This window comes from Erythrobacter mangrovi, from assembly GCF_013260645.1.
Lineage (GTDB): Bacteria > Pseudomonadota > Alphaproteobacteria > Sphingomonadales > Sphingomonadaceae > Qipengyuania > Qipengyuania mangrovi.
Window position 1 is genome coordinate 2,411,978 of record NZ_CP053921.1, and the last position, 25,105, is coordinate 2,437,082.

Below are 25,105 nucleotides of genomic sequence, written 5' to 3' on the forward strand. Positions count from 1 at the left end.
ATAGCCGCCTCAATACGTATCAAGGGCGAATGCTATGGATGACCTGCTGGCCGACTTTGTCGCCGAAACCCGTGAAATGCTGGAGGCCAGCGGCGGCGAAATCGTCGCCTGGGAGAATGACCCGTCCGACCGGTCGCGGCTCGATACGATTTTCCGGTTCGTCCACACGGTGAAGGGCAACTGCGGCTTCTTCGATTTTCCGCGACTCGAGAAACTGAGTCACGCGGCCGAGGACGCCCTGGCAGAATGCCGTGCGGGCCGCCGGGAAGCCGATAGGGCGCTGGTTTCCGCCGTTCTCGCCATCATCGACCGCATCCGCGACATGACCGACGCTATCGAAGCCGGCGAAGAATTCGCTGAAGGTGGCGACGAGGTCCTGATTGCCGCACTGCAGCCCAGCGAGGAAATCGAGCTTGGTGGCGCGACGGTAATCGAGGAAACTGGTGCAGCGACCCCTGCCATGGCCGCCAATGACGACCTGGAAGCCGAAAAGAACGCCGATGGCGCGCAGAAAGCTCCACGCGCCGGGGTCCAGCGATCGATTCGCCTCCCAGTCGACCTGCTCGACGAGGTCATGAAGGGCGTTTCGGACATGGTCCTGGCTCGCAACGACCTTGCCCGTCGCCTGCGCGAAGTCGGCGAGCAACCCACCATCGATGGGCCTTTCGAACGTCTTTCCGCGATCCTCGCCGACGTGCGCGATTCGATCACCCGCATGCGCATGCAACGCCTCGAACATCTGTTCAGTTCGCTGCCCCGCCTCGTCCGCGATCTGTCGAACGAGCTCGGCAAGCAGGTAATGGTCGATTTTGAAGGTGGCGAAGTCGAACTCGATCGCGAGATGATCGAAATGGTCCGCGATCCGCTGACCCACATCATCCGTAACGCCATCGATCACGGCATCGAAGGACCGGGCGAACGCCTGAAGAAGGGCAAGCGCGAAATCGGCCTGCTGCGATTCGCAGCGCGCCAGTCTGGCAACCAGATCAGTATCGTCATTTCCGACGATGGCCGCGGGATCGATTGTGACCGCCTAGCCGCGAAAGCGGTTGCGGCGGGTCTCTATTCGCAGGCCGAAGTCGAACAAATGTCCGAGCGGCGCAAGCAGCATCTCATCTTCGAACCGGGATTGTCGACCGCCGAAAAGGTCAGTTCCGTGTCGGGTCGCGGCGTCGGCATGGATGTGGTGCGCGCGAACATCGAACGCGTCGGCGGGTCGATCGATCTGGTCAGCAAGCCCGGCGAAGGGACCAGCTTCCACCTCAAGCTGCCACTGACCCTGAGCATCATTGCGGCACTTACCGTGGGTTCGGGCGGCCAACGCTACGCCATTCCGCGCAGCTATGTCGAAGAGATCGTATTCGGCTCCAGCTCGAACGTGGAGTTTGCCGAAGCCGGTGAACGCCGCCTCGTCACCTTCCGCGACAAGCGGGTCCCCTGCCTCTCGTTAGGCGACATCCTCGGCACGGAAAGCAATGAGGACGTCATTTGGGAGGAAAAAACGCTGGTCCTCGTACGGCTCGCGAGCGACGACGTCTTCGCCCTCGCCGTCGACCGGGTGTACGACCATGAGGACGTTGTGGTGAAACCCATCGCTCCTGCGGTCATGGACACGCGGCTCTACGCCGGCACCACCCTGCTCGATGATGGACGCCCGATGATGCTACTCGACATGCCGAGTATTGCCGTCTTGCGCTCGCTTGTCAGCGAAGCGCGGAGCAACTCTCAAGTGATCGACGAAGAAAGAACGGTTACGCGCCGCAAGGCCGCGCAGGTCATGTTGTTCCTTGGTCTCGACGGTCGCTGCCGGGCGGCCCGCCTCGAAATGGTGCGTCGCATCGACACGGTCTCGCGCGATGCAATCGACATAGACGGCAACCGCATCCAGGCGGTGATCGACGGGTCGATCTTCTCGCTCGTCGGCCTCGAGTACGGCGATCTGCCCGACGACAAGTGCCGCCTCCTGCGTCTTTCGGATGGTGAGAACGAGGTAGTCTACGCCGTATCCGAAGTGCTCGATGCGACCGAGATCACGAGCGAGATCGTTCCATTGCTCGACGATCCGTCGATCGAGGGGGTCACGCTGATCGAGGGACGGCCAATCCCGGTCATCGACGGCCACGCCCTGTTCGCCCGCCACTGCGCCGCCAAGCGCGACGAACATCCGCTGTCCTGCCGCATCCCCGCATCGAGCGATTGGGCGCGAACCATCCTCGAGCCGCTGATCGAAGCGGCCGGCTACCGGGTCATTTCGGACGAATCGGAAGAAGCTGACGTCGCCATCGTGCTGGCCGAACAGGAAGATCTGCCTGCCGGGACCGCGCGCAACACCATTCGCCTGTGCCAGGACCCGGAAGATGCGGCGGCAGGGCAAGACGCCATCTACCGCTATGATCGCGACGGGTTGCTCGCCGCACTCAAGCAAGTTCGCCAGGAGAGAACGGCATGACCGAACTGCTACTCATGTGCATGATCGCCGGACGTCGTGCCGCCCTGACGGCCGTCCGCGTCCAGTCGGTAATCGAGATCGACGAGATTACGCCGATACCGGGCACGCCCGATTTCATACTCGGGCTCACCGCACTGCGCAGCCAGGCACTGACGGTCATCGATTCGGCACGCGCGCTGGGTCTCGAAGGACGAGGCGACGTGCGCGATCAACGTGCGGCCGTGGTCGAAGTCGACGGCCATCCCTACGCGCTGCTCGTCGACGACGCCTATGACGTGGGCGAAGCGCTGGGTGACCCGGTCGCCGTGCCGGGCGGCTTCGGCCCCGGGTGGCAACGTGCCGCCCGCGGCATGGTCGAGACCGAGGCCGGTCCGACGCTGCTGGTCGATATCGAAGCTCTCGTTGCCGGTCCGGTCGCCAAGGCCGCTTAAGCGAATAGTTACCCAAGGCCGCTATGCCGGAGCAACAGCTTGTGAGGTCACATATATGAAAACCTGCCTTATCGTCGACGACTCGCGCGTCATCCGGAAAGTTTCGCGGCATATCCTCGAAACGCTCGGCTTTGCCGTGGAAGAGGCGGAGAACGGCCAGGAAGGGCTCAACAAGTGCCTTGAGTCGATGCCCGACGTGGTCCTGCTCGACTGGAACATGCCGGTCATGACCGGCATCGAATTCATCACGCACCTGCGCCAGCGCGACGGTGGCGACAAGCCGAAGGTCGTGTTCTGCACCACCGAAAACGACGTCGCACATATCCGCGAAGCGATCAGCGCCGGTGCAGACGAATATGTAATGAAGCCGTTCGATCACGAGACTCTGCAGATCAAGCTCCAGCTTGTTGGCATGGCCTGAGGAGGCCGGGCATGGGCGCGGTCCTACGCACTGAACGGGTCGACACCGTCGCCACCGGCAAGAAGGTGGTGCGCGTTCTCATTGTCGACGATTCTTTGACCGTTCGCACGGTCTTCACGCGCATGTTGCAGCGCGAGACCGACATCCGCATCGTCGCCACCGCTAATACTGCCGAACGTGGACTCGACGAACTCGCCGCGCATGAAGTCGATGTCGTCATGCTCGACCTCGAGATGCCTGGCATGGGCGGAATCGAGGCGCTGCCGATGATCCAGAAGGCCGCGCCAAAGGCGCAGGTCCTGGTCATTTCCTCGCTGACTGCAGACGGTGCCGAACATACGGTCCAGGCCTTGTCGCTGGGCGCAGCCGATACCATGCTCAAGCCGCGCCCGGGCGGCTTCAACGATGACTATCGTAGCACGCTGCTCGGCAAGATCCGCGCACTCGCCGGTATCGACACCTTGGCGCCTGCTGCGCCAAGCCGGATCGCCGCGACGCCGCGCCGCTCGCTCAAGCGCGCGCAGGTCGTCGCAATCGGGGCTTCGACGGGTGGAATCCATGCGCTGAACCTGTTCTTGCGCCAGGTTCCGAAGAGCTTCGATCTGCCCATCCTGATCACTCAGCACCTGCCGGACAGCTTCATACCGGTGTTCGCCAAGCAGATGGAAATGGCCGCCAATCGACCGGCAATCCTGGCTGACGAAGGGGTGGAGATCCGTCGTGGCCACATCATCATCGCGCCCGGCCACGGGCACATGGTGGTGCGCAAGTCCGGCGGTCGCCACGTGACCGGTCTCGCCTATCACCCGGTCAAGAGCGGATGCATGCCGTCGGTAGATCCGATGTTCGAGACTCTTGCCGAGGCCTATGATGGACAAGTCGCGGCTGTCCTGCTCTCGGGCATGGGTCGTGACGGCACGGACGGGGCGCAGGCAATCGCAGCAGCTGGCGGACCGATCTTCGCTCAGAGTGCCGATACCTGCGCAGTATGGGGCATGCCTCGTGCGGTAACCGAGATGGGCCTTGCTGTCGCCGTGCTTCCACCCGAAGAACTTGCCGAGAAAGTGCTCGCCAGCGCTGGGGCAGGCGCATGGGCGTGAATGACGCATCGCACAAGATCATCTCGGACCTGCTCGAGCAGCGGACCGGCCAGCAGTTGACAGAAAGCCGTCGGTGGCGTGTCTCGACCGCGTTGGCCGGCCTGTTTCGCGAATTCGGGATCGATAACGTCGAACAGTTGGCCTGCCTGCTGGAGCGTCCAGGCGAGCACCACCTAGCCACCAAGGTGGTCGAGGCTCTGCTCAACAACGAAACCTACTTCTTCCGCGACCATGTGTATTTCACCACGCTCGCGAACCAAGTCCTGCCCGACCTGGCGCGCAAGCGGCAGGGTACGAAGAAGCTCTCCATCTGGTCGGCAGGATGCTCGACTGGCCAGGAGGCGCTGAGCATCGCCATGTTGTTTTGCGAACAGCCGGGCCGCTGGCAGGACTGGCACATCGACATCGTCGGTACCGATGTCTCGGGCAAGGCGATATCGACCGCAAAATCAGGCTGCTACACCCAGTTCGAGATCCAGCGCGGAATCTCTGTCGCGCAGATGCTGAACTTTTTCACGGAAACTCCGCGCGGGTGGCAGGCAAGCGATCGAATTTGCTCGATGACCCGCTTCCAGCAGCAGAGCATCCTGGACTTCCCTCCTTTGCCGGGGCGCTTCGACCTCGTGCTGTGCCGCAATGTGCTGCTCTATTTCGACCCTGACACACGGCGAATGGCCTTCGACCGGCTGGCGGGTGCAACAGCACCCGACGGCTATCTGATGCTGGGCGCGGGCGAAACCGTGGTCGGCCAAACCGATCGCTTCGAGTCTTCCGAATGGGGGTCATCGATCTACCGGCCGGCATCGATCATTGCACGCGTGGGCGATCCTCCGAAAGTGGTGGCCGGACGCTGAGACAGGCGGGCCAACCTGCTACCAAAGAGGGTAAACCGGCAGTTTACATTTCCTTAGCCAAACAACGCTAGGCTCAAGGACGAAATAAGTTTCAAGGTCGCAAACGGGGGCATAGGTGGTAAGCAGGTTCGATCAGGTACAGGACGACGAGAAAGCCGTCGTACTCGGCCCGATCGTCGTGCTCGCGACGATCTTCCTCGCCAGCGCTGCGCTTTCGCTCGGAAGCAGGCTGAGCGGTGTTGGACGCCCGGCTTACATTCTGGCCACTGGCTCCATACTCTTTGCAGCTGCCGTCGCCGTGCTGGCGGTGCGCGGCCTTCGCCACCTTCGCGATGTCAACCTCATCAGCCGAAGCGACAGCCTGACGCAGCTGCCCAATCGCAGGGCCTTGCATCTCGATATCCAGCGGGAAGAGAAAAGGGGCGAAGAGGTTGCCCTCGCCTTGCTCGACCTGGACGGATTCAAATTGGTCAATGACCACTATGGGCATTTCGTCGGCGATGCGGCCATCCGCGAATGCGGCCGGATCTTCGAGGAAATCACCGATGGCGAGGCAGTAGTCTATCGCCTGGGCGGCGACGAATTCGCCTTGATGATGGCAGGGCCACTTGCCGCCACGCTGCTCGAAGGGATTTGTCGCCGCATCGTCGAACGGCTGGCCAAGCCGGTCAAGGTTGACGACCGTAGGCTGACACTGGGGGCAAGCATCGGCCTTGCCCGGTCTACACCGCCGGATTTCCAGCCATCTTCCGAACTGCTGCGCCGTGCCGACGTCGCGATGTATGCGTCGAAGCGCGGTGGCAAGATGCGCTGTACATGGTTTACCGCCGCATTCGACCAGAGCCGCGAGCAGCTCAAGGAAATGGACGACGAGTTGCGTGCCGCCCTTGCCAACGGTGAGTTCCGCCTTGCCTACCAACCCTTGGTAGACAGCACCACACGAATGGTCGTCGCAGTCGAATGCCTGCTGCGCTGGGAACGCCCCGACGGAAAGCCCGTCGGCCCGCACATCTTCATCCCAGTTGCGGAAGAAAGCGGCCTGATCAATGCGATTGGCCTTTGGGTCCTTCGCCAGGCGTGCTGCGATGCGCTGGTGTGGCCGGACATTACGCTGTCGGTGAACATTTCCGCGGCCCAGCTGCGCAATCCTGAGTTCCCGATCCAGCTTGGTCATATCCTCGAGGAAACCGGCTTCGACCCGGAGCGACTTGAACTGGAAATCACGGAGACCTGCCTGGTGCTCGACCCGATCGTCGCCGAGCGCAGCCTCTCTGTTATCCGCGGCTTCGGGGTCAAGATCTCGCTCGACGATTTCGGCACAGGCTATGCCTCCATCGGATTCCTGCGCCAGTTCCGCTTCGAGAAGCTAAAACTCGACCGCAGTCTCGTCGTGCAGGCAGGCGAGGACGATGGCAGCCGGGCAATGATGCTGTCGTCGATCACTGTCGCCCGGGCGATGAAGATGGGCGTAACCGCCGAAGGCGTCGAAACCCAGGAACAAGCTGACATGGTCCGCGCCGCCGGCTGCGACCAGATCCAGGGTTGGCTCTACTTCAAAGCCATGCCCGCAGAAGAGATTCCGCAACATCTAGGCCACCCCGTGGGGGTCGCCACCGTTACGCCTGCAAAGGATTCAAAGGCCGCATGAGTTCCCTGTCCGAAATGGTCGACGGCCTCGTCGCCGAACAAGAGATCGCGTCCGTCGAGGCCGAGCCACACCTCTATGACGATTCGTCCTTCGAACAGATTCGGACCGTCGAAGAAGACGAGGTTCCCGGAGGATTCAAGGGCTGGATCTATTCCATGTCAGTCGGCCAGAAACTGCGCTCGATCGCCATGGCCAATGTCGGTGCCGTGGCGTTGAGCGTTCTCGCCACCATCGTTGGTGGATATGTTGCCCTCGATCTCAAGCACGAACGCATGGTCCTATCGGATGCCGCCGTTCGCGCGGCTCAGTTGGTGTCCTATTCGGCCGAAGGCCGCATGTTCATCCAGCATTATGCGGTAGCGGGAGATCGCGGAGACCTGATCGCAGCGCAAGACGCTTTTCGGCAAGCAGATCGCCTGCTGACAAGGATTCAAGCCGATGCACGCGAGTTCGCGCCCGAAGCTCTGCCTGGGCTCAAAGACCTCAATTCGAGCCTCGCCAGTATGACGTCGCGGGTCGCCGCAGCGCAGCGCTCACGCGGGACACAGGAACAATGGCAGGCCTTCTCCGACAGTTTCTATGTCGAAGGCGGTAAGTTCATCGAACAGGCGCGGACCCAACGCGAACAACTCGAGCAGATCGGCGTCGAAGCCGATGCACGCGCAGAAGTCGCGATCTCGTGGCTCTTTGCCTTCTTCTGCCTGGTCGCGGCCGTTGGTGTGCTGACTATCCTGCTCAGCACGCGCTTCCTTGCGCGGGACGTCACCGGGACGCTGCGCCGCATGACTGCCGTCGCCAGCCAGCTCGCTGCCGGCGAAAAGGATCTGCATATCCCTGCGACACGTCGCCAGGACGAGCTTGGGGAACTGGCCAGAGCGCTGGAAGTCTTCCTCCAGGCTGCCTGGCAGTTCGAGAAGATGTCGCAGGAACGCGCAGCATTGCGTGCGGAACGCGGCAAGGAAATGGTCCTGATTGCCGAAAGCTTCGAACGCACGGTGGGAGAGGTCGTCAGCGGCGTGGCCGCCGCCTCCAGCCAGTTGCAGATCACGGCGAGTTCGATGGCAGATGCCGCCGAACATGCCACCGGGCAGACCGCAGTCGTTTCCAGCTCTATGGAACAGGCCTTCGCCGGCGCTACTGCAGCGGCCGCCGCATCCGATGAATTCGCGATGTCGATCAGCGAGATCAGCCGTCAAGCTTCGCATTCCGCCGAACTGGCCCGGAAGGCGACCCAGACGGCGACCGATGCGGACCAGACGATCTCCACGCTCGCCACCTCAGCCGACCAGGTCGGCCAGATCGTCGAACTGATTCAGTCGATCGCCAAACGCACCAACCTGCTCGCCCTCAATGCCTCGATCGAGGCGGCGCGCGGCGGAGAGGCGGGACGCGGCTTCGCGGTCGTAGCTAGCGAGGTCAAGGAGCTGGCCGCACAGACCAGCCGCGCGACTGAGGAAGTCGCCGAACAAATCCGCGCGATGCAGAATTCGACCGGTGCCAGTGTCGGTGCCCTGAGATCGATTGCCGATCAGATCCGCGAACTGGAAACCACCGCAGTTTCGATTGCTAGTGCAGTCGATCAGCAATCGGTTGCTGGTCAGGATCTCGCACGCAGCATCGATCTCGCAGCTCGATCGACCGACGAGGTTTCCGGCAGTATCGTCAAGGTGCGCGAAACTTCACTAGCGACCGGCGCAGCGGCGCACCAGGTGCTGACTTCCGCCAACGAGCTGGAAGCACAGGCCGGCACACTCCAGTCGCAGGTTGTTACCTTCTTGCGTCAGGTACGAGCGGCTTAACTGCTTCTCAAACTTTCCTTCTTACGGTTGATGATGGCTTAATGGGAAAAGCCGAAACTGGGGGAAGAACAAGGCGATGAATGCTCCGAGCAGTGTAGTTGCGGACGATCTCATCCGCGAGATCGCAACGGTGAATGTAGGCCACGTTGGTACGACAGAGGAGAGTCGCACGGCACTGGGCCGTTGGTTCATGTCGTTGACCATTGACCAGAAGGCCACCTACGCAACCGGCTTCGGCATGGTTAGCCAGGTCCTGTTGGCTGTTCTCGCCTTCTGGGGTTTTGCCGATCCCGCAAACGTCCAGTACGCGATGATCGGGATAGCGCTGCTCACGGCAAACGGCCTGCTGGGCGGCGTGTTCAGCCTGTCCTTCATCCGCAACAAGGTGATCACGCCGTTCATGCACATCGCCAACGAGATGCATCGGCTGGCGTCGGGCGCTCGTGATATCGAAGTGACCGGAACCGATCGTACCGATGAGATCGGCGATCTTGCCCGCGCGTTGGAAGTCTTCACCAAATCGGGTTTCAAACTCGACGAGCTGTTCGCCGGTCGCAAGGAAGCGGCTGAGCGGCGCAAGGCCGAGCTGCGCAAGATGGCCGATGACTTCGATTCCGGCGTAGGTGAAGTGGTCGGCAATGTCGCGGCAGCCTCCAGCCAATTGCGGTCGACCGCTTCGAGCATGGCCTCCACCGCACAGCAGGCATCGCAGCAAGCGGACCATGTGATCTCGTCGATGGAGCGTGCGTCGGAGGGTACCACCGCTGCAGCAGCCGCTTCTGACGAGTTTGCCATGTCGATCGGCGAGATCAGCCGCCAAGCTTCGCATTCGGCGGAACTGGCCCGCAAGGCCACTGAAACCGCCGCTGGCGCGGACAAGACCATCTCCACCCTCGCCACTTCGGCGGATCAGGTCGGACAGATTGTCGAGATGATCCAGTCGATCGCCCAACGTACCAACCTGCTCGCATTGAATGCTTCGATCGAGGCTGCGCGTGGTGGCGAGGCGGGGCGTGGTTTCGCCGTGGTCGCCAGCGAGGTCAAGGAACTGGCCGCGCAGACCAGCCGCGCGACCGAGGAAGTCGCCGAGCAGATCCGTGCAATGCAGGAATCGACCGGAGCCAGCGTGGGTGCGCTACGCTCCATCGCCGACCAGATCCGCGAGCTGGAAACCACCGCCGTTTCGATTGCCAGCGCGGTCGACCAGCAATCGGTCGCAGGTCAGGACCTGGCGCGCAGCATCGATCTCGCCGCCCGCTCGACCGAGGAAGTGTCGGGTAGCATCGTCGAAGTTCGCGAAACCTCGCTCGCTACCGGTTCTGCTGCCAGCCAGGTGCTGAGCTCGGCCGAAGCACTTGAAATGCAGGCGGATGCGCTACGCGGCAAGGTCCAGGCCTTCCTTTCGGAAGTTCGTTCCGGCTAGACTGCCGGATGAACGGGGGGGTGCGGCGGTTCGCGAGCTGCGAGCCGCCGCCTTCCGTTCACTCCCACCAATAGGGCTGGCGGCGACTTGTGCCGGTTTCGACCTCATTCATGGTCCGGGCATCGTAAAGACGACCACCCAGCATCACCCGTTCGATCTTGTCCGAATTGCGAATATCGGCACTTGGATCCTCGGACAGCACCAGAAGATCGGCGAGCTTCCCCACCTCCAGGCTGCCGATATCGCGCGCCATGCCCAGTGACTGGGCGGAGACGATAGTACCCGCGCGCAGGGCTTCGACCGGCGTCATGCCACCACGTACGAAGCTCCACAGCTCCCAGTGCGATCCGATGCCCGCCTGCTGGCCATGCGCGCCGATGCTGATCTTGACCCCGCGCTGGCTGAGCTTCTTCGCCTCACGCGCTGCATCGTCATCGACGAAGGCCCATTGCGGCGCCTTCACCCGCCGCGCGGTGTCCGCGATCAGCTGGCGCGGCGGCGTGTGTGCCATCAGCGGGTTGGCGAAGACATCGGTCGCCTGACGCCAGTAGGGGTCACCCGCGAGCCCGCCGTAGGTGACCACCAGCGTCGGCGTGTTGTTGGTCTGCGAACCGCCCCAGAACTGCAGCACATCCTCGTAGAAATGCTCGACCGGGACATTGTGCTCAACCGTCGAGTTGCCGTCGGCGATCAGGTTCATGTCCATCCCGAACAGTGAGCCGCCTTCGGCAACGACCAGCATGTCTTCGGCTCGCGCCGCGGCGACCACCTGCTGGCGCTGCTCGCGACGAGGCTGGTTGTAGTTCTTTACCGAAACTCCGCCTTGCGCCTTGATCCGCCGGACATGGGCCAGTGCATCATCATAGCTGTCGATGCGCGCATAGACGCCTGGAGCCTTGGCCCCGTAGATCACCTCGCCGGTCGAGAAAATGCGCGGTGCCAGCAGCGACCCGGCCCGTTGGCGCTCCGACGCTGCAAATATCATGCTGGCGCTCGACGACGGATCGTGGATCGTCGTGGTCCCCAGCGCGAGGTTCTGGACCAGCGACCAGTTTTGCTGCGGGACAAGATCGCCCTGCCCCTGCGCGCCATGCGCATGCGCATCGACCAGGCCCGGCATGATCACCTTGCCACTGGCATCGATCACCTTTGCCCCGGCGGGGACGGCAATTTCCGATGCCGGGCCGACCGCGGCGATCCGATCGCCTTCGATCACGATTACGCCGTTCTCGATGGCTCCGGCCTCGTCACCCGTCATGGTGAGGATCCGCGCACCGGTTAGGACCACGGTACCGCTCGGCTTGTCTGCCGCGATGGTCCGCGCCAGAGAGACGCCGCTTACGGGCGGTTCGAACTTGGGGGCATCCTTGCCCTGCGGTGCGTTGGCGAACATCGCAGAGGTGGTCGCGCGGAACAGCGTCGGCCCCATTGACCAGGTCAGCGTGCTGCCGCCATCGGTCCAGCCGATGTAATCCGCCCCGCCCTTGCTGGCGCGGACAACGGGCAGAGCACTGGCCTTCTCGCCCAGGGTCACGGCCTGTCCGCCGGGTAGGAGCTGGGTGACGAAGACTTCGTAATTCTCGCGGAAGGCCAGCATGTCGCCACGCGGACTAACGCTATAGCCGCTGACGAGTTCACCTTCGGCATGAACCTGGCGCTTGTCGCCGTCGAGCTCGGCAGACAGCAACTGCAACTTGCCGCCCGAGCGGCCGAGCATGAAGACGCGATCGCTTTCGGCGCCGAACTGCGGCTCTGACGTATCGCGCGCGATGAGCTGCGGCGTGCCGCCAGTGCTGGGGACGGCATAAATGCCTTCGTTCTCGGAGTATTCGGGCGAAGTGAGGTAGCCGCCCGAGCGCTTTTCAAACACGATGGTCCGGCCGTCGGGCGAGAATTGCGGAACGGCATAGTGTCCGCGCATGTCGGTCACCGCGCGGGCACTGCGCCCGGCGGCATCCGCAACCATCACTTGCCCCAAACCACCATCGGTCCAGCGGACGAAGGTGATGCGCTTGCCGTCTCGCGACCAGCTCGGCCACAGCTCGAGTGCATCGCCACCATCAGCGAACAGCCTGCGCGGCTCGCCCCCATTCACCGGCTTGCTGTAGAGTTTGCCAAGGCTTTCAAAGACTACCGTACGGCCATCCGGCGACACGGAAGCGAAGCGGGGAATCTTTGCGGTAAAGCTTGCCTCACCCACCGCAATCACCGGGTGCGGCGCATCGGCCACGCCACGCGTGTCGTCGACGCGGAAGGGGATCACGGTCGCACCGCTGCCATCGGCGGAGATGCGCTGAATCTTGCCCCCAGCCCAGGCAACGATGCTGGCGCCGTCAGGCGTCCAGTCCATCAGCGGATAGAAGCCGTAGACCGCCCAGGTTTCCTGCATATCCAGCTCGAGGTCGCCGTAGATCATACGCTCTACGCCCGTGGCAAGGTCCTTGACCCACAGTTCGGTCTGGTCCTTGTCCCGGCGAATGAAGGCCAGCTTCTTGCCATCGGGCGAAGGCGAAGGACGCACGGCGCCGCCGAAGCCGCTGGCGACCGTGGTGACCTCGGTCGTCGCCAGGTCATAGCGCTCGATGGCAAAGGTGCCCTGCGTCGAATCCTGGGCGTATTCGAAGATCGGTCCGCTGGTGACGTTGCGGGTATAGTACACCGCATCTCCCGACGGGGCGTAGGTCGGTTCACCGAGTTCCTTCTGCAGCGCCTCGCTGGCCCGGGCGACCAGCTTGACGCCGCCACCGCCGGAAACATGGTAGAGCCATATCTCGCCCGTCCCCGCGCTGCGCTGGGTCGTGAAATGCTTCTTCGCAACGATGTAATTGCCATCGGGCGACCAGCTGGGCTGGTTGAGCAGGCGAAATTCTTCCTTGGTAACCTGGCGCTTGTCGGTACCGTCCGCGTTCATCACCCAGATATTGTCGCCGCCTGCACGGTCAGAGGTGAAGGCGATGCGCTTGCCGTCGGGCGAGAAGCGTGGCTGGACTTCCCAGGCGAGCCCATCGGCAACTCGCGTTGGCGTACCGCCGGTGATCGGCATGGTGTAAATGTCACCCAGCAGCGAAAAGGCCAGCTTCGAGCCGTCCGGTGAGACGTCGACATCCATCCACGTCCCTTCGTCGGTGCGGATCGGAACCTGCCGGATGGTGGCACCGCGCGGTGCAAGCACGTCCCACTTGTCGTCTTCCTTCGCCACTCCGGTCGCGGTCGCCGGGGCCGCCTGCACGACCATACCCGATCCATCCTTGGGCCCTTCGCCCTGCGATGCGCCCACTTCCTGTTCTTCGACAGGATTTGGGCTAGGTTCGGCGTTCTGCGCGAAGGCAGCCTGGCTCGCGAACAGGACCGCGAGGACGGAAGCGATACTCGATTTCATGCTGGTTTCCCCAAAAACTCGCCGCATCTCATAGGCGGAGCGGCGCCCGGGGCAAATGTCGTTCGTCGAACCAGATCAGCCGTTCTCAGCCAACGCTGGCGCGCTCAACCAGCCTTACTGGCACACGGCGTTCAGGCTTTTCACCTTCCCCGGCCAGCGCCGTGTCGACCAACAGCTTCCCCGCCAACGCAAAGTCTGGCTCCAGCGTGGTCAACGGTGGCGAGCTGAATTCGCCCGAACCGAGGCCGTCGAACCCGATGACCCCGACCTTGCCCGGAACCGATATCCCGCGTGCAGACAGTTCTTCGAGTGCGCCCAGGGCCATCGCATCGCAGGCGAAGAACAGGCCATCGAAAGCCGTCCCGCCTTCAACCAACGAAGCGATCGCGTTGCGACCTTGCGAAACGCGGTCCTCGCCTTCGCTCACCATCGGATCGCGCGGCGCAAGGCCCGCAGCCTCCATCGCGGTGCGATATCCTTCGTAGCGTTCGGAGAACTGGCGCTGCGAAGATGCAGTATCGCCAACGAAGACGATGTCTTTCGCCCCACCCTTGACCAGCCGCTCTACAGCGAGCTGACCGCCCTGTTGGTTGTCCGAACGAACCCAGACTGCGTCGTCGAACGGCGACCCCCAGAAGGCAATCGCGTCCGTTTCCTGCGCGCACTGGCGGAAGTATTCCCACGCCGCCGCATTGGTCGCGGTGCCGATAACCACCACGCCATCGGCCTGCCGCCGCGCGACATAGTGGCCGAAGAAGTCTTCCGGTTGCGCCTGGAACGAGACCAGCGCTTCGTAACCCCGCTCTGCAGCAGCCGCGCAGGTACTCCCCAGCATGCTGTAGTAAAAAGGGTTGATGCTGGCAGCCCCCTCGCCCGAGCGACCGATCACCACAACCGCTATGGTGCCCGTTTCACCCTTTCGCAGGCCTGCAGCGCGCGCATTGACGAAATAGCCCAGCTCGGCAGCAGCCTGCTCTACCCGCCGCCTCGTGGCTTCGGTTATCGTTTCGGATCCCGAGAGCGCCCGGCTGACCGTCGACTGGCTCACTCCGGCGCGTTCGGCGACATCGATCGATGTGACCCGACGCAATTTCGCCTTGTCGTTGTTCGGCATTCCTCGCCCCATTGTTCTTCAGCGCTGCCCTAAACCAGTGCGTTGAGGAATGCGATAGGCTCATCCAACGCTTGCACCGGCCGCGGATAGCGGAGCATAAGAGGAAACGTTGCAGGAAAGAGCTATGTCACGGGATAACCGAAGGGAGGAGCGGTTCGTCGTCGAAGTGGCGGGCCGCTATCGTGCTCGCCACGGCGCATCGCGTGACATCTGGATCAAGGATATCTCGGAATACGGTTGCCGTTTCTTCGACAAGTTCTCGATACTTGAGATCGACAGCGAAATACTGATCAAGGTCGGCAATATCGGACCGATCCCGACCGAAGTAAAATGGCGCGACGGCAGTACGGTGGGGGGCGAGTTCGAGCGCCCGCTTCATCCGAGCGTGCTTGACCATATTCGTCGAGAGATGGATCGCAGAGACAGCCTCTGACATGCAGGGCCCCGCCCAGCGCCGCCTTGTCCAGGCGCTACTTTCCTATCTGATGGGTATCGCAACGCGGGTGATCGTGCAGATCGCCGCCCTGCCGATCCTGTTTGCACACTGGACCGCCGAACGCGTCGGCACCTGGATGCTGGTCTACGCCCTGCCCTCCTATTTCGTAGTGGCTGGCAGCGCTTTTGCCAGCGCGGGGGGAAACCTGGCACTCGCTGCCTCCCGTGAAGAGCGTTGGCCGGAGGCACGGGCTGCATTTCGTGCAAGCTGGGTTTGGGCGGCGGCGTCCGGCTTAGCTATTGCGGGACTGTTCTATGCCGCTGCAACGCTGATCCAAGACAGCACTGCCCAGCGGCTTGGCCTGCTGGGCGCCGACGAACTGCGCGCCTGCGCACTGTGGCTGGGGGTCTATTTCGTCGCCGTTGCCCAAGCTTCGGTGATGCTCGTCCCGATGCGGGTCGGCGAACGTTACCCGCAGTTCTACACGGTGCAGAACCTTGCCAGCCTTGCCGAAGTCGCGGTGCTCGTCATCTGCGTGCCGCAGAGCACCTCTTACGAGCTGCTGGCTTTCGGACTGGCGATGCTTCGGACCGTCGTTGCCATTGTCCTAACTCTGCTGGCGTGGCGCGCGAGCCCGATGCTCTTTCGCGGCGCGGCCACGGCACTAGACCGCAGCCTGCGGGCGATGGCCCTCCCCTCTGCCGCTTTCATGGTCCTGCCGATGGTCTACGTGTTGAACCTGCAGGGATACACGCTGGTGGTTGGCGCAACCTTTGGGGCAGCGACGGTCGCCGGTTTCGTGGCCACCCGCGTGATCGTCCGCGCGATAGATGTCGTCATGTCGGTCATCTACGCCTCGCAATTCAACGAGGCCGGCTATCTTGGCGCCGGCAAGCGCGACATCCAGCGCCGCCAGCTGGCGACGATGACCATGGTAACGCTGGCCGGTGTTCTGACCTTCTCGGCGGCGCTGGCGTTCGTGGGTCCATGGCTTCAACAGCTGCTCAGTTCCGGCAAGAGCACGTTCGATCCGTTGGTCGCTTTGGTCTTGCTCGCATCGGGCCTGATCCGCGCGCTGGCGACCACACCGCAGGCCTTGATCGCCGCCGAAAACATGCATGCGAAGCTGGCGACGAGCTATCTCGCCGTATCGCTTGCCTGTCTGCCTGTGGCCGCAGGGCTGGCGCTTGCGGGACTGCCGCTGGCAATCGTGCTGCTGGTGCTGATACCCGCCGAACTGGGTCAGGCCATTCCCGCCTTTCGCATCATCCTGCGTCACCTGGAGTGGGGCAAACGCGACCTTCTGGCAGCACTGTTCCATCGCGACAGGATCGGCGACATGCTCCAGCTCATGCGTTTTCTCGTGCATCGCCGCTAGCGTCGGCTTGCCCGCGCGACCTTACCCCTTAAAGGTCACAGCATGTACGACGTGCTGCTCATCGCATCCTGCGTCCTGTTCCTGGGCGTGTGCCTTGCCTATGCCAGGCATGAAGCGGCGAGCCTGTTCCATCCGGCGACGATCTACCTGGGATTTCACGGTTTCATCTTTGTGATCCGGCCGCTGTTCGCGCGCTGGTATCACTTCGATCTGGTCTATCGGGTCTATGATTTCCAGCCCTCGATGGCGAACAAGATCACAGTGATCCTGGGAGCCAACTTGGCCATGCTAGTCTTCACCGGCGTCTCCCTAATGATCGCCAACCGGCCAGTTTTACCCGTCCCGTCGCGGGAGGAATTCGATCGCCTGCGCCGCTCCTTGGCCGGACCGATCATTGCAGCTTTGATCCTGCTCGCGCCGCTCGCAATCGCCTCGCAGCTGGAAGCGTGGTCGCGCCGTGCCGATCCTTATGCCTCGATGGCCCGCGACGCCGGCACCGGCATCATGGTCAACGTGAGTGCCAACGGATGGTTCAACGAGGCCGCGCTGATGCTGGCCCCGCTGACCGTCCTTGCCGTGTGGCTGCTGCGGTTTCGCGCTTCGGCGTGGATCGTATTCGGCCTGTCCAGCCTGCTGATGCTGGGCTCGGGAGGTCGGGGAAGCTTCGTCTTCACCGCGATTGCACTGGCAATGCTGTATCTGCTGGAAAGGCGCCGCAGCTGGTTCGACTGGAAGATCGCCGGGCTCGCGCTGGTCAGCCTCGTATCGTTCAACCTGATCGTGATCGACCGCGGTGCGGCGGTCCGCGAATTGTTCGGCGCAGACAGCGGCGAAACCTACACCTCCGCGCGCGAGCTCGCACCGCTCGAACATATGGACTTCGCCAACCTCGAGTACTTCGAGTTCATAACCTATGCGATCCCGGAGCGGACGGGCAGTTGGGACTATTTCGCGCATAATCTGCAGATCTTCACGGAGCCTGTCCCCCGAACCCTGTGGAAGGACAAGCCCATCGGCTCACCCGTCAAGTTCTTCGAATTGTGGGATTATGGCACGCCCATCGGGATGACCAATTCACTGCCAGGCGCAGGTTGGATGTCACTCGGCTATCTCGGGATTGTAGTACAGGCGGCCTTCTTCGCGCTCGTCTACGGGCTGGTCTACTCCCGCCTGCTCACACGCTCGCAAGAGCCGTTGCCGCGGCTCGCCTATGTGCTGTTGGCAGCTACCTCACTCGTCGTGTTCCGCGACGGCATCCTGCTGACCCTTTTGCGCCAGCTGCCCTTCTATTTCGGGCCCTTCCTGCTTGTACTCGCCTTCATGCGGCTCAAATCGCGCCCCACATCGCAATGGGCCCCAGCTCCGTCGCATGTCGAACCGCCGACCAGCCCCGCAGAGCGGCGTCGCGAACTGGCACGGCGTGCCTGACACGACGTTAGCTCACAGGCGGGGCGCGTAGCTGCGCTTGCCGCCAAGCAGCCGCGTGTTAAATGCCGTCGACCAGCGCGGCACGATGCACCCCTTCAAATAATGGCGATAGGATCGGGAAAGTTCCTCTCGTTCGAATGCACCGACGGGATGGTTGGTCAGGAGCGGCTTACAGGCGGGCAGGTGCAGGACCACGCTCGTTTCGATTGTGCAGAAGGGAGGAAACGCCTGCGTAATGCACGCCGACCGTCAGCGTGCGATTGTACCCAGTCGCCCTCCATCTTCAACCGTCGCGACACCTTCACAAAAAGCCTGTGGCGAGCGGCGCCACCAGCAATCCATGAAAACGAGGGGTCATCACACCAGCGTTAGTCGTTCCTGCGGGAGAGGCCAAGAAGTTGCACTTCAAAACCGACTGGCGCTTCCCGCCAGACTAGGTTACGTTTACGTCAACTGGGAGATTATGGATGAATCAACAGGTGAACGATTTCGACGTTCTTATTGTCGGTGCGGGCATATCGGGCATCGGTATGGCGGCACATATGCGCGAGAAGGCGCCGGGGCATAGTTTCGCCATCGTCGAGCGGCGCGACAATCTGGGTGGTACCTGGGACCTGTTCCGTTACCCTGGCATCCGTTCCGACAGTGATATGCATACGCTCGGCTTCGATTTCGAACCGTGGAAGCACGAAAAGTCGATCGCAGACGGCCCCGCCATTCTCGAATACCTCGACCGGATCGTCGACGAGCGCGACATTCGCCGCCACATTCGCTTTGGTCAAAAGGTGGTCGCGGCCGACTGGCACGAAAGCGACGCGCGCTGGCACGTCACGCTGGAGACCAGCGAAGGCGAAAAGAAGCATGTCAGCGCCAATTGGCTTTACCTCGGCTCCGGCTACTACGACTATGACGAGCCCTATGACCCGGGCTTCGATTTCGGCGAATTCGACGGTCAGGTAATCCACCCGCAATTCTGGCCCAAGGACCTCGACTACGCGGGCAAGAATGTCGTGGTTATCGGATCGGGTGCGACCGCGGTGACGATCGTGCCATCGATGTCGGACAAGGCGGCCAAGGTCACCATGCTCCAGCGCACCCCGACCTGGATGTTCAGCCGACCGGCGAAAGACGCCTTTGCCAATACGCTGCGCAAGATCCTGCCCGAGAAACTGGCCTATCGGATCACTCGCTGGAAGAACATCACGCTTCAGGACATCAGCTTCAAACGTGCCCGCACGCGGCCGGAAAAGGTCGCTGACTTCCTGCACACGAAGATCCGCAAGATCATGGGCAAGGACTTCGATCTCACGCCCTTCACCCCGCCCTACAACCCGTGGGACCAGCGCCTGTGCCTGGTGCCCGACGACGACCTGTTCGCCGCCATCAAGAAGGGCAAGGCCGACGTCGTCACCGGCCACATCAAGGCATTCGAGAAGGGTGGCGTGCGGTTGAGCGACGATCGCTTCCTGCCCGCCGATATCGTTGTCACCGCGACTGGCCTCAAGCTTGCTGTTGCCGGCAAGATCGCGCTGTCGAAGGACGGTGCCCCGATCAACCTGGCGGATCACTTCTACTATAAGGGCTGCATGTTCTCGAACGTGCCGAACCTGGCTGTGGTATTCGGTTATCTCAACGCCAGCTGGACGCTGCGAGCGGATATCAACTCGGACTACATCTGCCGCGTGCTCAATCACCAGAAGGCCACCGGCACCGACGTCGCGGTCCCGGTGCTGCCGACGGACCACAAGCTGGAAGAAGACGACATCTTCGACTTCTCGAGCGGCTACATCCAGCGCGGCAAGCACATCATGTCAAAGAACGCGGTGGCCTATCCCTGGCGGCTCAACCAGGAATATGTAATCGACCGCAAGCGGATGAAGGCCGACCCAGTCGACGATGGAATACTGGGGCTTTATCAACATGGTGCCAATGCGCGCGAGCCTGAGGAACAGCTCGAAGCAGCGGAGTAGCATTCGCGCGCATTGCGCATTACGGCAGCTGGTATGAGCGAACGCATCTATACCGCCGGGCTCGTCGTGATCGGCGACGAGATCCTTTCCGGCCGCACGCATGACAAGAATATCGCGCAGGTGGCAAGCTGGCTGCAGGTGCAAGGCATCCGCTTGGCCGAAGTGCGAGTGGTGCCCGACGTCGTCGAGCGAATCGTCGAGGCGGTCAACGCGCTGCGCGAACAGAACGATTACCTGTTCACCACCGGCGGGATCGGCCCAACCCATGACGACATCACCGTCGACGCCGTGGCCGAAGCGCTGGGGGTTGGGGTTATGGTTCATCCGGAAGCGCGGGCGATGCTCGAACGCTACTACGGTGGCCGTGGCCTGGAACTGACCGAAGCGCGGCTGCGCATGGCGCGCGTGCCGGAAGGTGCCGACCTTATCCCCAATCGCATGTCCGGCGCGCCGGGTATCAAGATCGGCAATCTCCACCTGATGGCTGGGGTTCCGCACATCACGGCGGGTATGCTCGATGCGTTGACGGGCACGCTCGAAGGCGGGGCGCCGCTACTAACCGAGACGATCGGTTGCTGGACGCCCGAGAGCGAAGTTGCCGACATCCTGCGCCAAGTGGAAAAGGCGCATGAGAGCTGTCAGATCGGCAGCTATCCTTTTTTCCGCGAAGGCCGCGTCGGAGCAAACTTTGTCGTCCGCTCGACCGATGCGGATGAGTTGAAGAGCTGCGTCGACAGCCTGTGCGACGGGCTGGCCACCGCCGGGTTCGACTTTACCCCCGGGGGAATCTGAACCGCCCTTCCCAGCCTGCCAAGGCCGCGATAATCCCCTGTTAGAGGGGATAGGTGTATGGAATGGCTATTCATCTTCGGCCTAGCTGGCCTCGTCGCCATGCTGTGGAGCCGGCTCGACAAGCTCGAACGCCGCCTCACCGCGCTCGATGAGCTGCAGGATGTAGCAATCGGGCAACTCCGCGATTTGCACCGTCGCGGCATTGCCCCTCCAAGGCCTCCGGAAGAAGACAGGCCGCTGGCGACCGAACCGGCACCGGAAGTTGCCCCGGAACCGGCACCAGCTCCAAAGAGGGTCACGGTGCCCTCAGTCTCCCTTCGGCGCAGCGACGGGGAAAGCATCAGAATCGAGCCGCCAGTGCCGGAACCATCCGCGCCCGAGACAGAGCCCGAGCCTGCATCTGCGCCGTTGCGCGAGCGCTTCCAGTTCGACTTCGAAGAAATCTTCGGCCGCCGCCTCCCGATTTGGGCCGGCGGGGTGACGCTGGCTGTCGCCGGCGTGTTCCTCGTGAAATATTCGATCGAGCGCGGACTGATCACACCCTTGCTGCGCGTGATCATGGCCTTCGTCTTCGGCGGCGGACTCATTGCCGGTGCCGAGGCCGCCTATCGCTATCGCGACCGCGTGGCGGACCCACGCGTGGCGCAGGCATTGGCAGGGGCCGGTCTCGCAACGCTCTATGCCGGTTTCTACCTGGCAGGCACGCAATACGGGTTGATCGGGCAAGGCTTCGCCTTTCTCGGCCTGGCCGCGGTTACCGCGGGCGCGATTGCCCTGTCGTTCCGCTTTGGCCTGCCAAGCGCCGTGCTGGGGCTGGTCGGAGGTTTCGCCGCCCCCGCGCTGGTTGGTGGCGAGGAAGCGAACATTCCGCTGCTCGCACTCTACCTCGGCCTCGTCACCGGCGGCCTGACATTTGCCGGACGCGAACAGCGGCGTGAATGGATGGGCATAGCTGCCCTGATCGGCGGCCTTGGCTGGGGCGCGATCCTCCTGCTGGCCGGCGACCCGGGCGTGTCCGAAATCATTGCGCTTGGCCTCTATTTCACGGTGCTCGGGGTGCTGGTGCCCGCCTTCGCCGCATCCGAGCGTTTTGAAGTGCCGATTCGCCTTGCGGCGGCCTTGGTAGCCAGCGTCCAGCTCGCCCTGCTTGTCGATCAGGGCGGATATTCGATGCTTGCCTGGGGGCTTTACCTCCTGCTCGGCGCGACACTGGCCTTTTTCGGCTGGAAACAACCGCAGATGCGTGAGGGCAATGCGGTCGCAGCCACCGTCGCCTTGCTGCTGGTGGGAATGTGGCCAGTACAGAATGGCCTCGAATACTTCGCTGTCACCGCGGCGCTGACAGGTGTCTTCGCGCTCGCACCGCTGGTGCATGTCTGGCGCAACGAAGAGCGCACTATCGACCTATTGCAGGTTGCGCTCGTCCCGGCCGCCATGGCTGCCTTGGCCTATGGCGAGTTCGGGGACTTCTTCGCCGATCGTATCGAGGTCACACTTGCTGCGGTGACGCTTGCCCTCGGCGCAATCCCGGCTGTTGCCGCATGGCGAATATGGCAGCGTGGCAAGGACGCCACCCTCGCCATCGAGCTTTGCGTTGCGGCGCTGCTAGCGATGTGTGCCATATGGATGGTTTCGCCGGCATGGCTTGCACCGCTGGCTGCCGGGCTCGTCTTTGCTGCCCTGTTCGTCCTCCTGCGCGACCGCAGCGAACTTGAACTGCGTGCATTGGTTTGGGGAAGCGCTGTTCTGACTGCGCTCGCCCTGTTCGGCCTGGATGCGCTGGATATCGAAATCGCCCGACTGGCTGGCGATCCTGACCCTTCGCTCGCCCTGCGCAGCATGCTGCGCTGGGCGGCACCGGCTGCGGCTTTCGTGGTCCTTGCCTGGCACGAAGGCGAGAAGGTCGGACGGCAATTGGCGGAGGGCACGGCAACTGTCTTCGTCTACGGCGCCCTGGCCCAAGTCCTCCCCGGCGACGCGCTGGCATGGACTGCGGCGGCACTTGCTGGGGGATCGGCCTTCGGCCTGCCAGACAGGCCAGTGGCGCGATACGTCTCCATCGCAATCGCGCTGCTGTGGTCGGTCGACCCTGCGACACGGTGGATCGGCACTGGCGTGGTCTCGCTGTTCGGAGAGCCGGTCTACGTCGATGCCCTGCCCTCTTTGCGCCAGACCGCGCTCTATATCATCCCGGCCATTGCCGGGCTGGCTGTGCTGCGCGGGCAGGCGCGCGAATGGCAAGGGATTGCCTGGCGTGGCGAGTGGCTGGCTGCATTGCCTGCGCTGGTTGCCCTCCACATCGGCTTCAAGCAGCTCTTCGCCATCGAGACGGTGAGCGCCTTCGTGGAGCAAGGCATGGCCGAGCGTACCCTTTGGGAAAGCCTCCTGCTTGCAGCAGGCTGGATCCTCTCGACACGCTTCGCATGGGCTGGGCGGCTGCTCATCGCGGCGGCCCTCGCGCACTTCCTGCTCTACAGCGGGCTATTGCACAATCCGCTCTGGGACCGGCAGGCGGTGGGCGCGACGCCGATAGCAAACCTCATCCTCGCCGCTTACGCCATCGCCGTCGCCGCCTCCCTGCTGTTGCACGGTGCCTTCCCGGATCGCTTGCGCCCCTGGCTCGACGGGCTGGTCGTCACGCTCGTCAGCTTCGGCGCGCTAACCCTGCTGAGGCAGGCCTTTGCCGGGAACATCCCGATGGAGGCCGCAATGACCCAGACAGAAGACCTGCTGCGCTCCCTGCTCGGCATCCTCCTCGCAATCGGCTTCCTGCTGCTCGGCAGCCGCCGTGTTGAGCGTAGCTGGCGGGTCGGTTCGCTGGTCTTGATGGTGCTCGCCGTGGCCAAGGTATTCATCGTCGATGCCGCCGGGCTTGAGGGGCTATTGCGGATTGCCAGCTTCATGGCGCTGGGCTTCAGCCTGATCGGCATCGGCTGGCTCTATTCGCGCCAGCTTCGTGCCACGCCGACAGGGGTATAACCAAGAGCGGTGGCCCGAGAAATCAGGGCCGAGGCGCTGGTGCGGCGCGCTTAGGGCATGAGAAAGGGCCGGAAGGTTCGCACCCGCCGGCCCTTTCGCATGTTCGGTTCCGAGTAGGAAAGAGCTTAGGCTCCTTCCACCTCCGCCAGGTCGACCTTGAGGCCAGGACCCATCGAGCTGGTCAGCGTGACCTTGCGGACATACTTGCCCTTGGCACCCGACGGCTTGGCCTTGACCACTGCGTCGGTCAGCGCCTTGAAGTTGGCGATCAGCGCGTCGTCCGAGAACGACAGCTTGCCGAGACCCGAGTGGATGATGCCCAGCTTTTCGACGCGGAACTCGACCTGGCCGGCCTTGGCGTCCTTGACCGCCTGCTCAACGTTCGGGGTCACGGTGCCGAGCTTCGGGTTCGGCATCAGGCCCTTGGGGCCGAGGACCTTACCGAGACGGCCGACGACGCCCATCATGTCCGGCGTGGCGATCACGCGGTCATAGTTGAGGTTGCCGTTCTGCATGTCTTCCATGAGGTCTTCCGCACCGACCTTGTCGGCACCGGCGGCCAGCGCCTTCTCGGCGTTGTCGCCACGGGCGAAGACGGCAACCTTGACGTCCTTGCCGGTACCCGAGGGCAGCGACACCATGCCGCGGACCATCTGGTCGGCGTGGCGCGGGTCGACACCGAGGTTCATCGCAACTTCGACGGTCTCGTCGAACTTGCTCTTGTGCTCGCGCAGCGTGGCGAGTGCCTCGGTGACGGTGTAAAGCTTCTCGCCGTCGAGCGCGGCGCGGATCTTCTGCTTCTTGGTCTGCTTGGCCATGATCTTAGCCCTCCACCACTTCGAGGCCCATCGAACGGGCCGAGCCCTCGATGATGCGGGTCGCCATTTCGATATCGTTCGCGTTGAGATCGGCCATCTTGGTCTGGGCGATCTCGGCAAGCTGCGAGCGCTTAATGGTGCCAGCCTTGACCTTGCCCGGCTCCTTCGAACCCGACTTCAGCTTGGCGGCCTTCTTGATCAGGAAGGTTGCCGGCGGGGTCTTGGTGACGAAAGTGAACGAACGGTCGGCATAGACGGTGATAATCGTCGGGATCGGCATGCCCTTTTCAAGGCTGTCGGTCGCAGCGTTGAACGCCTTGCAGAATTCCATGATGTTGACGCCGCGCTGACCCAGCGCAGGGCCGATCGGGGGCGACGGGTTGGCGGTGCCGGCGGGCACCTGCAACTTGATATAGCCGTCGATCTTCTTGGCCATGAGAGGCCTCCTTTCTCACTGTTGCCGCGCTCTTTCGAGTTACGGCTCATGGTAAGCGGTCAAACGGCCTGCCGAGGCAGGCCTCCCGCACGGTTTCCCATGCCTGTCGCTTGGGAAGGCGCGCACATAGCGTCTTCGGCCACGAATGCAAGCGATTCGCCGAGGCTACAAAGGGCTGGCCGGTGTTGGAGCGCACCTCCGCCAGCCCTGCTGGATGGAACACATGGAACACTGTCCTAGCAAATGACCT

18 protein-coding genes are annotated in these 25,105 nt (G+C 62.9%); 14 read left to right on the top strand and 4 right to left on the bottom strand.

The genetic code is table 11. The annotated features are described in order from the left end of the window. Positions 1–34 precede the first annotated feature (34 nt). The 8 genes from HQR01_RS12235 to HQR01_RS12270 all read left to right on the top strand — a co-directional run bounded on the left by HQR01_RS12235 (position 35) and on the right by HQR01_RS12270 (position 10,125). Complete coding sequence (locus HQR01_RS12235) at positions 35–2,449, top strand: chemotaxis protein CheA (protein ID WP_173215131.1); 2,415 nt, start codon at positions 35–37, stop codon at positions 2,447–2,449. Further along, positions 2,446–2,880 (top strand): chemotaxis protein CheW, encoded by a 435-nt coding sequence (locus HQR01_RS12240; protein ID WP_173215132.1) that lies wholly within the window; start codon positions 2,446–2,448, stop codon positions 2,878–2,880. The genes HQR01_RS12235 and HQR01_RS12240 overlap by 4 nt, the downstream gene beginning before the upstream one ends. A gap of 55 nt (positions 2,881–2,935) precedes the next feature. Then, positions 2,936–3,301, top strand: coding sequence for a response regulator (locus tag HQR01_RS12245; RefSeq protein ID WP_173215133.1), 366 nt, complete (start codon positions 2,936–2,938; stop codon positions 3,299–3,301). An 11-nt stretch (positions 3,302–3,312) separates the two neighbouring features. After that, the gene (gene cheB / locus HQR01_RS12250; protein ID WP_173215134.1) at positions 3,313–4,401 is read left to right on the top strand and encodes a chemotaxis-specific protein-glutamate methyltransferase CheB; all 1,089 of its coding nucleotides are present in this window, start codon (positions 3,313–3,315) and stop codon (positions 4,399–4,401) included. Then, complete coding sequence (locus tag HQR01_RS12255) at positions 4,392–5,255, top strand: CheR family methyltransferase (protein ID WP_173215135.1); 864 nt, start codon at positions 4,392–4,394, stop codon at positions 5,253–5,255. Before cheB ends, HQR01_RS12255 begins: the two co-directional genes overlap by 10 nt. A 115-nt stretch (positions 5,256–5,370) precedes the next feature. Further along, positions 5,371–6,903: a putative bifunctional diguanylate cyclase/phosphodiesterase gene (locus tag HQR01_RS12260; RefSeq protein WP_234030157.1), complete on the top strand. Its 1,533-nt coding sequence runs from the start codon at positions 5,371–5,373 to the stop codon at positions 6,901–6,903. After that, positions 6,900–8,702, top strand: coding sequence for a methyl-accepting chemotaxis protein (locus tag HQR01_RS12265; protein WP_234030158.1), 1,803 nt, complete (start codon positions 6,900–6,902; stop codon positions 8,700–8,702). Before HQR01_RS12260 ends, HQR01_RS12265 begins: the two co-directional genes overlap by 4 nt. 76 nt (positions 8,703–8,778) lie before the next feature. Continuing rightward, complete coding sequence (locus tag HQR01_RS12270) at positions 8,779–10,125, top strand: methyl-accepting chemotaxis protein (protein ID WP_173215136.1); 1,347 nt, start codon at positions 8,779–8,781, stop codon at positions 10,123–10,125. A gap of 58 nt (positions 10,126–10,183) precedes the next feature. Here HQR01_RS12270 and HQR01_RS12275 read toward each other — a convergent pair whose 3' ends face one another. Together HQR01_RS12275 and HQR01_RS12280 are read right to left on the bottom strand one after the other, a co-directional pair. Further along, positions 10,184–13,504 (bottom strand): amidohydrolase family protein, encoded by a 3,321-nt coding sequence (locus HQR01_RS12275; RefSeq protein ID WP_173215137.1) that lies wholly within the window; start codon positions 13,502–13,504, stop codon positions 10,184–10,186. A gap of 85 nt (positions 13,505–13,589) precedes the next feature. Continuing rightward, the gene (locus HQR01_RS12280; RefSeq protein ID WP_173215138.1) at positions 13,590–14,618 is read right to left on the bottom strand and encodes a LacI family DNA-binding transcriptional regulator; all 1,029 of its coding nucleotides are present in this window, start codon (positions 14,616–14,618) and stop codon (positions 13,590–13,592) included. Between the two features lie 124 nt (positions 14,619–14,742). Here HQR01_RS12280 and HQR01_RS12285 point away from each other — a divergent pair, with 124 nt between their 5' ends. From HQR01_RS12285 to HQR01_RS12310, 6 genes are all read left to right on the top strand, one after another. Beyond that, positions 14,743–15,051, top strand: a complete 309-nt coding sequence (locus HQR01_RS12285; RefSeq protein WP_173215139.1) for a hypothetical protein — start codon at positions 14,743–14,745, stop codon at positions 15,049–15,051. Between the two features lie 52 nt (positions 15,052–15,103). Beyond that, positions 15,104–16,432: a polysaccharide biosynthesis protein gene (locus HQR01_RS12290; protein ID WP_173215140.1), complete on the top strand. Its 1,329-nt coding sequence runs from the start codon at positions 15,104–15,106 to the stop codon at positions 16,430–16,432. 42 nt (positions 16,433–16,474) lie between these two features. After that, complete coding sequence (locus tag HQR01_RS12295; protein WP_173215141.1) at positions 16,475–17,860, top strand: O-antigen polymerase; 1,386 nt, start codon at positions 16,475–16,477, stop codon at positions 17,858–17,860. A gap of 467 nt (positions 17,861–18,327) precedes the next feature. Beyond that, positions 18,328–19,830, top strand: a complete 1,503-nt coding sequence (locus tag HQR01_RS12300) for a flavin-containing monooxygenase (protein WP_173215142.1) — start codon at positions 18,328–18,330, stop codon at positions 19,828–19,830. 33 nt (positions 19,831–19,863) lie between these two features. Beyond that, the gene (locus HQR01_RS12305) at positions 19,864–20,622 is read left to right on the top strand and encodes a competence/damage-inducible protein A (protein WP_173215143.1); all 759 of its coding nucleotides are present in this window, start codon (positions 19,864–19,866) and stop codon (positions 20,620–20,622) included. Positions 20,623–20,679: 57 nt separating this feature from the next. Continuing rightward, positions 20,680–23,601, top strand: coding sequence for a DUF2339 domain-containing protein (locus HQR01_RS12310; protein WP_173215144.1), 2,922 nt, complete (start codon positions 20,680–20,682; stop codon positions 23,599–23,601). A 125-nt stretch (positions 23,602–23,726) separates the two neighbouring features. Here the strand turns inward: HQR01_RS12310 and rplA are convergent, their stop codons facing one another. Together rplA and rplK are read right to left on the bottom strand one after the other, a co-directional pair. Further along, the gene (rplA, locus tag HQR01_RS12315) at positions 23,727–24,419 is read right to left on the bottom strand and encodes a 50S ribosomal protein L1 (protein ID WP_173215145.1); all 693 of its coding nucleotides are present in this window, start codon (positions 24,417–24,419) and stop codon (positions 23,727–23,729) included. A 4-nt stretch (positions 24,420–24,423) separates the two neighbouring features. Then, positions 24,424–24,855, bottom strand: coding sequence for a 50S ribosomal protein L11 (rplK, locus tag HQR01_RS12320; protein ID WP_173215146.1), 432 nt, complete (start codon positions 24,853–24,855; stop codon positions 24,424–24,426). Between the last annotated feature and the right edge of the window lie 250 nt (positions 24,856–25,105).

Excerpts from the sequence above, each read along its gene's own strand:
- HQR01_RS12235 (WP_173215131.1), top strand. The coding sequence starts at position 35 with ATGGATGACCTGCTGGCCGACTTTGTCGCCGAAACCCGTGAAATGCTG.
- HQR01_RS12240 (WP_173215132.1), top strand. The coding sequence starts at position 2,446 with ATGACCGAACTGCTACTCATGTGCATGATCGCCGGACGTCGTGCCGCC.
- HQR01_RS12245 (WP_173215133.1), top strand. The coding sequence starts at position 2,936 with ATGAAAACCTGCCTTATCGTCGACGACTCGCGCGTCATCCGGAAAGTT.
- cheB (WP_173215134.1), top strand. The coding sequence starts at position 3,313 with ATGGGCGCGGTCCTACGCACTGAACGGGTCGACACCGTCGCCACCGGC.
- HQR01_RS12255 (WP_173215135.1), top strand. The coding sequence starts at position 4,392 with ATGGGCGTGAATGACGCATCGCACAAGATCATCTCGGACCTGCTCGAG.
- HQR01_RS12265 (WP_234030158.1), top strand. The coding sequence starts at position 6,900 with ATGAGTTCCCTGTCCGAAATGGTCGACGGCCTCGTCGCCGAACAAGAG.
- HQR01_RS12270 (WP_173215136.1), top strand. The coding sequence starts at position 8,779 with ATGAATGCTCCGAGCAGTGTAGTTGCGGACGATCTCATCCGCGAGATC.
- HQR01_RS12275 (WP_173215137.1), bottom strand. The coding sequence starts at position 13,504 with ATGAAATCGAGTATCGCTTCCGTCCTCGCGGTCCTGTTCGCGAGCCAG.
- HQR01_RS12280 (WP_173215138.1), bottom strand. The coding sequence starts at position 14,618 with ATGCCGAACAACGACAAGGCGAAATTGCGTCGGGTCACATCGATCGAT.
- HQR01_RS12285 (WP_173215139.1), top strand. The coding sequence starts at position 14,743 with ATGTCACGGGATAACCGAAGGGAGGAGCGGTTCGTCGTCGAAGTGGCG.
- HQR01_RS12290 (WP_173215140.1), top strand. The coding sequence starts at position 15,104 with ATGGGTATCGCAACGCGGGTGATCGTGCAGATCGCCGCCCTGCCGATC.
- HQR01_RS12295 (WP_173215141.1), top strand. The coding sequence starts at position 16,475 with ATGTACGACGTGCTGCTCATCGCATCCTGCGTCCTGTTCCTGGGCGTG.
- HQR01_RS12300 (WP_173215142.1), top strand. The coding sequence starts at position 18,328 with ATGAATCAACAGGTGAACGATTTCGACGTTCTTATTGTCGGTGCGGGC.
- HQR01_RS12305 (WP_173215143.1), top strand. The coding sequence starts at position 19,864 with ATGAGCGAACGCATCTATACCGCCGGGCTCGTCGTGATCGGCGACGAG.
- HQR01_RS12310 (WP_173215144.1), top strand. The coding sequence starts at position 20,680 with ATGGAATGGCTATTCATCTTCGGCCTAGCTGGCCTCGTCGCCATGCTG.
- rplA (WP_173215145.1), bottom strand. The coding sequence starts at position 24,419 with ATGGCCAAGCAGACCAAGAAGCAGAAGATCCGCGCCGCGCTCGACGGC.
- rplK (WP_173215146.1), bottom strand. The coding sequence starts at position 24,855 with ATGGCCAAGAAGATCGACGGCTATATCAAGTTGCAGGTGCCCGCCGGC.